General features: G+C 69.7%; 5 protein-coding genes. 2 read left to right on the top strand and 3 right to left on the bottom strand.

The window, feature by feature from the left end; genetic code table 11:
* The 3 genes from QN345_RS15945 to QN345_RS15935 form a co-directional block, all read right to left on the bottom strand.
* A partial coding sequence (locus QN345_RS15945; protein WP_323508857.1) for an amino acid ABC transporter ATP-binding protein occupies window positions 1-726 on the bottom strand: 726 nt, incomplete at its 3' end.
* Window positions 723-1,616: an amino acid ABC transporter permease gene (locus QN345_RS15940; protein WP_416173104.1), complete on the bottom strand. Its 894-nt coding sequence runs from the start codon at window positions 1,614-1,616 to the stop codon at window positions 723-725. The genes QN345_RS15945 and QN345_RS15940, both read right to left, overlap by 4 nt.
* A gap of 17 nt (window positions 1,617-1,633) precedes the next feature.
* Window positions 1,634-2,566 (bottom strand): ABC transporter substrate-binding protein, encoded by a 933-nt coding sequence (locus tag QN345_RS15935; protein ID WP_134560608.1) that lies wholly within the window; start codon window positions 2,564-2,566, stop codon window positions 1,634-1,636.
* A 120-nt stretch (window positions 2,567-2,686) separates the two neighbouring features.
* On the opposite strand from QN345_RS15935, the gene QN345_RS15930 reads away from it, so the two are divergent.
* Both QN345_RS15930 and QN345_RS15925 read left to right on the top strand, forming a co-directional pair.
* Window positions 2,687-4,012: a glycosyltransferase family 87 protein gene (locus QN345_RS15930; RefSeq protein WP_322189553.1), complete on the top strand. Its 1,326-nt coding sequence runs from the start codon at window positions 2,687-2,689 to the stop codon at window positions 4,010-4,012.
* A gap of 2 nt (window positions 4,013-4,014) precedes the next feature.
* On the top strand, window positions 4,015-4,341 hold the full coding sequence (locus QN345_RS15925) for a thiamine-binding protein (RefSeq protein ID WP_134449780.1): 327 nt from the start codon (window positions 4,015-4,017) through the stop codon (window positions 4,339-4,341).
* Window positions 4,342-4,423 lie beyond the last annotated feature (82 nt).

Below are 4,423 nucleotides of genomic sequence, written 5' to 3'. Positions count from 1 at the left end.
GGTGCGGGGTTCGCGCGGGGCGTCGAAGACCTGCTCCGGCGGCCCGAACTCGAGGACCCGGCCGGCGTCGATGAACGCGACCCGGTCGGCGACGTCCCGCGCGAAGCCCATCTCGTGGGTCGCCATCACGATCGTCGTTCCCGACTGCTTGAGCTGCCGCACGAGGTCGAGGACCTCGCCGACGAGCTCGGGATCGAGCGCGCTCGTCACCTCGTCGAGGAGGAGCAGTTCGGGGTTCGTCATGATCGACCGCACGATCGCGGCACGCTGCTGCTGGCCGCCGGACAGTCGGTCGGGGAAGTCGCGGGCCTTCGCGGACAGGCCGATCTGGTCGAGCAGCTCGAGGCCGCGCGCCTCGGCCGTGCGGCGCGGCACCCGGTGCACGATCCGGCTGGCGAGGGTGACGTTGTCGAGCACGCTCAGGTGCGGGAAGAGGTTGAACTGCTGGAACACCACGCCGATCCTGGCGCGCACGGCGTCCGCGTTCGCGCGCGGGTCGCTGATGTCCCGGCCGGTGAGCCAGACCTGCCCGTCGTCGACGCGCTCGAGCAGGTTGATCACGCGGAGCAGGGTCGACTTGCCGGACCCGCTCGCCCCGATCAGTGCGACGACCTCGTGTTCGTGCACGACGAGGTCGATGCCGCGGAGCACGGGAACCGAGCCGAAGCTCTTGTAGACGTCGTCGACCCGGAGGACCGGAACGACGGCATCCGCTGCCTCGCTCATACGACCCCACCGACCTGCTCGCGGCGGCGCATCCGGGCGGACAGCCAGTCCGTGAGGCGGATCATCGGCAGGGCGAGCAGCACGAAAAGCAGCCCGGCGAGCACGTACGGCGTGAAGTTGAAGCTCGCCGCCGTCTCGATCTGGGCGGCCCTGACCGCGTCGACGGCGCCGAGCACGCTGATCAGGCCGACGTCCTTCTGCATCGCGACGAAGTCGTTCATCAATGCCGGCGTCACCTTGCGGAGCGCTTGCGGCAGCACGATCGTGCGCAGGGTGCGGCCGTGGCTGAGGCCGAGCGACCGACCGGCGAGCACCTGCGAGGGGTGAACCGCCTCGATCCCGGCGCGCCACACCTCGGCGACATAGGCCGAGTACGTCAGGACGAGTGCGATCGTGCCCCAGACATACGAGGGCAGCTTCGGGAACACCCCGAGGCCGGGCAGCCCGAAGCCGACGAGGTAGAGCACGATGATGAGCGGCAACCCGCGGAACAGGTCGGTGTACCCGGCGGTGAGGGCGCGCAGCGGGAAGAAGACCGCGCCGCGCAGGGTGCGGAGTGTCGCGAGCAGCAGGCTCACGATCAGCACGCCGACGGCGGCGACGAGCAGCACGCGGATGTTGAGCAACAGTCCCTCGAACACGCGCGGCCAGGCCTTCACCGCGACGGCGGGGTCGAAGAAGGACTGCTGTACCCGGGTCCAGCCCGGCGTGTTGACCACGAACACCCAGATCACGATCGCGAAGAGGACCGTGCTCACCGCGCTCAGCAGCACAGACCGGGCGGTCTGCGTGCGCCTGTACGCCCGGCGGCCGAGCTCGACCGCGCTCGACGGCCGCGTCGGCCGACCGGTGTCGGTGACCGTGTCGGTGACCAGGTCGGGACCGGCCACTGGACCTTCCTCCGGTGTCACTTCAGGACGGGCGCGTCCGCGTTGCCGGCGAGCCAGGTATCGGCGAGGTTCGCGAGGGTTCCGTCCGCGCGCAGGGCGTCGACGGCGGCGCTCACGGCGGCGGTGAGTGGGCTGTCCTTGGCGAGGACGAGGCCGAATGCGTCGGTACCCGCCTGGGCGCCGGGCGTTGCGCCAGGGGTGGGGGTCTGGCTGCTGGACCCCGCTGCGGCATCGGGCAGCTGCCCGATGATCGTGCCGCCGTCGAGTTCGACCCCGGTGAGGTAGAACGCTGTCGGGAGGTCGACGACGATCGCGTCGACGGTGCCGTTCTGCAGTGCGAGCTTCGCGTCGTCGTTCGTGTTGAACGCCTGCACGCCCTGGGTCGGTGCGATCAGCTTCTCCGCTTCCGTGAAGCTCGTCGTGCCGGTCGCGGCCCCGATCAGGAGACTCTTGAGTCCGGCGAGCGAGGTCACGGCGGCCGCCGGAGAGGTGCTGACGGTGATCACGGCCTGGGTGGTCTCGTAGTACGGAGAGGAGAAGTCGACCTGCTGGGCGCGCTCGGCCGTGATCGAGAACTGCTGCAGGTTGAAGTCGAAGGCCTTCGGCCCCGGAGCGATCGCCTCGTCGAAGGTGCTCCGCACCCAGGTCACGTTCTCCTTCGCGAAGCCGAGCTTGCCGGCGACGGCGTAGGCGACGGCGGCTTCGAAGCCCTTGCCGGATGCTGGTGAGTCGTCGATAACCCAGGGGAAGTACGCGGGTTCCCCGGTTCCGATCGTGAGCTTGCCCGGTGTGAGGTACGACGTGGGATCGGGGGAGCTCAGCGATCCCGCGTTCGTGGACGGGGCGCTGCCCTGGGTGGGGCTCGCTGCCGAACAGGCGCTCAACAGGAGCGCACCCGCCACGGAGAGGGCGAGCACAAAAATGTGACGGGACCTGCGGCGATTCACCATATTGACCACTCCTCGAGATGACTGTCTCTGGCCATCATGACGCATGTTTTCGCGGTCGTCGGCACCCACCAGCGAATGTGACGGTCTCGTTAAGAACACCGGGGTGTGGGAAAGTGGAACGTGCCCGATTCCCTCCCCCCGAAACCACCGGTGCGGTTCGCGTCGGGGCCGAGCCTGCGCATCCTGCTCTGGGCCGGATTCATCGCTGTGCACGCCTGGCTCGTCTACATCTGCTTCGCCGCGATCGGCTGGCCGCTCGGCGATGTCGACGTCGTCTACCTCGGCTGGGCGACCGACGCCGCGAGCGGAGTGGCCCTCGTCGGCATCACCGCGCCCTTCGTCTACCCCCTGCTCGCCGTCGTGCCGATCTTCGCGGCCCTCGCCTTCGGCACCGCCTCGTACACGGCGACCTGGCTCGGCATCGTCACCCTCCTCAACGCGGTCGCATTCGCGGCCCTGACCGGCCGGCGCCGCGGGCCGCGCGCGCTCCTCGCCGCGGGCTGGTGGCTGGCCTTCCTCCTGCTGCTCGGTCCGATCGCGATCGCCAGGATCGACTCGATCACGGCCCCGCTCGTCATCCTCGCCGTTTTGTGGCTGCGGACCCGGCCGGTCTGGGGCACCGTGATCCTCACGCTCGCGACGTGGGTGAAGATCTGGCCGATCGCTGTCATCGCGGCGCTTGTCATCGCATCGAAGCAACGGATGCGCGCCGGCTACGCCTTCCTCGCCACGAGCGCCGTCATCGTGGTCACGGCGCTCAGCCTCGGCAGCGGCCTCCGCGTGTTCAGCTTCATCTCCGAGCAGGCCAACCGCGGCATCCAGATCGAGTCTCCCGTCGGCGCCATCTGGATGGTGCAGGCCGCGCTGCGGATCCCGGGCAGCTACATCTACTACGACCACGACATCCTCACCTTCCAGGTCGTCGGCCCAGGATCTTTCATCGCCGTCGCGCTCATGACGCCGGTCCTCGCGCTCTGCATCGCAGCGGTGCTGCTGATCGCGGTGCGGGCGACACGGGCAGGGGCGAGCTTCGAGAGGCTGTTCCCGCCGCTCGTCCTCGCGCTCGTCGTGACGCTGATGGCCGTCAACAAGGTCGGCTCTCCGCAGTTCGTGATCTGGCTCGCCGCGCCGACCATCCTCGGCATCCTCCTGCGAGGGCGCGGCTGGCGTACCCCGACCATCCTCGTCACGGTCATCGCCGGGCTCACCCAGGTCGTCTACCCCTACCTGTACGACTGGCTGCTCGTCGCCAACCCGCTGATGGTGCTCGCCCTCTCCATGCGCAACGTGCTCGAGTTCGTCGTGCTCGCCTGGGCCGTCCGCGAGGTGTGGACCCTCGGCAGCAGCTCCGCCCAGCACGGCAGCCGCCACGGGAACGGCAACGCCGCCCCGCACGACCCACCGGCGGCCGGCCTCGACCGCCCGATCCTCATCCCCAGGGAGTAATCATGCTCGTCGCCTTTTCCGTCTCGCCCTCCGGAGCCCAGGATGCCGAGGGTTCCGTGCACGACGCCGTCGCCGCGGCCGTCCGGATCGTCCGCGACTCGGGCCTGCCGAACCACACCGACTCGATGTTCACGACGATCGAGGGCTCCTGGGACGAGGTCTTCGCCGTCGTCAAGGCCGCCACGGAGGCCGTCGGCGCCTTCGGGCCGCGGGTGTCCCTCGTGCTCAAGGCGGACATCCGCCCCGGTCGCACCGGCGAGCTGACCGGCAAGGTCGAACGCCTCGAGGTCGCGCTCGAGAACGCACGGGCGGCCGGAGGCGCGGCATAGCAGGCACCGCACGGGCAGGCGGATGCTGCCGGGCGCTTCCCGCCGCAACCGTCCGGCCCTAGGCTGGACCGCATGCCCCCAC

This window comes from Cryobacterium sp. 10I1 (assembly GCF_035019805.1).
GTDB classification, from domain to species: domain Bacteria; phylum Actinomycetota; class Actinomycetes; order Actinomycetales; family Microbacteriaceae; genus Cryobacterium; species Cryobacterium glucosi.
Note: the sequence above shows the minus strand (reverse complement) of the source record. Positions and strands in the feature narration are given on the sequence as shown.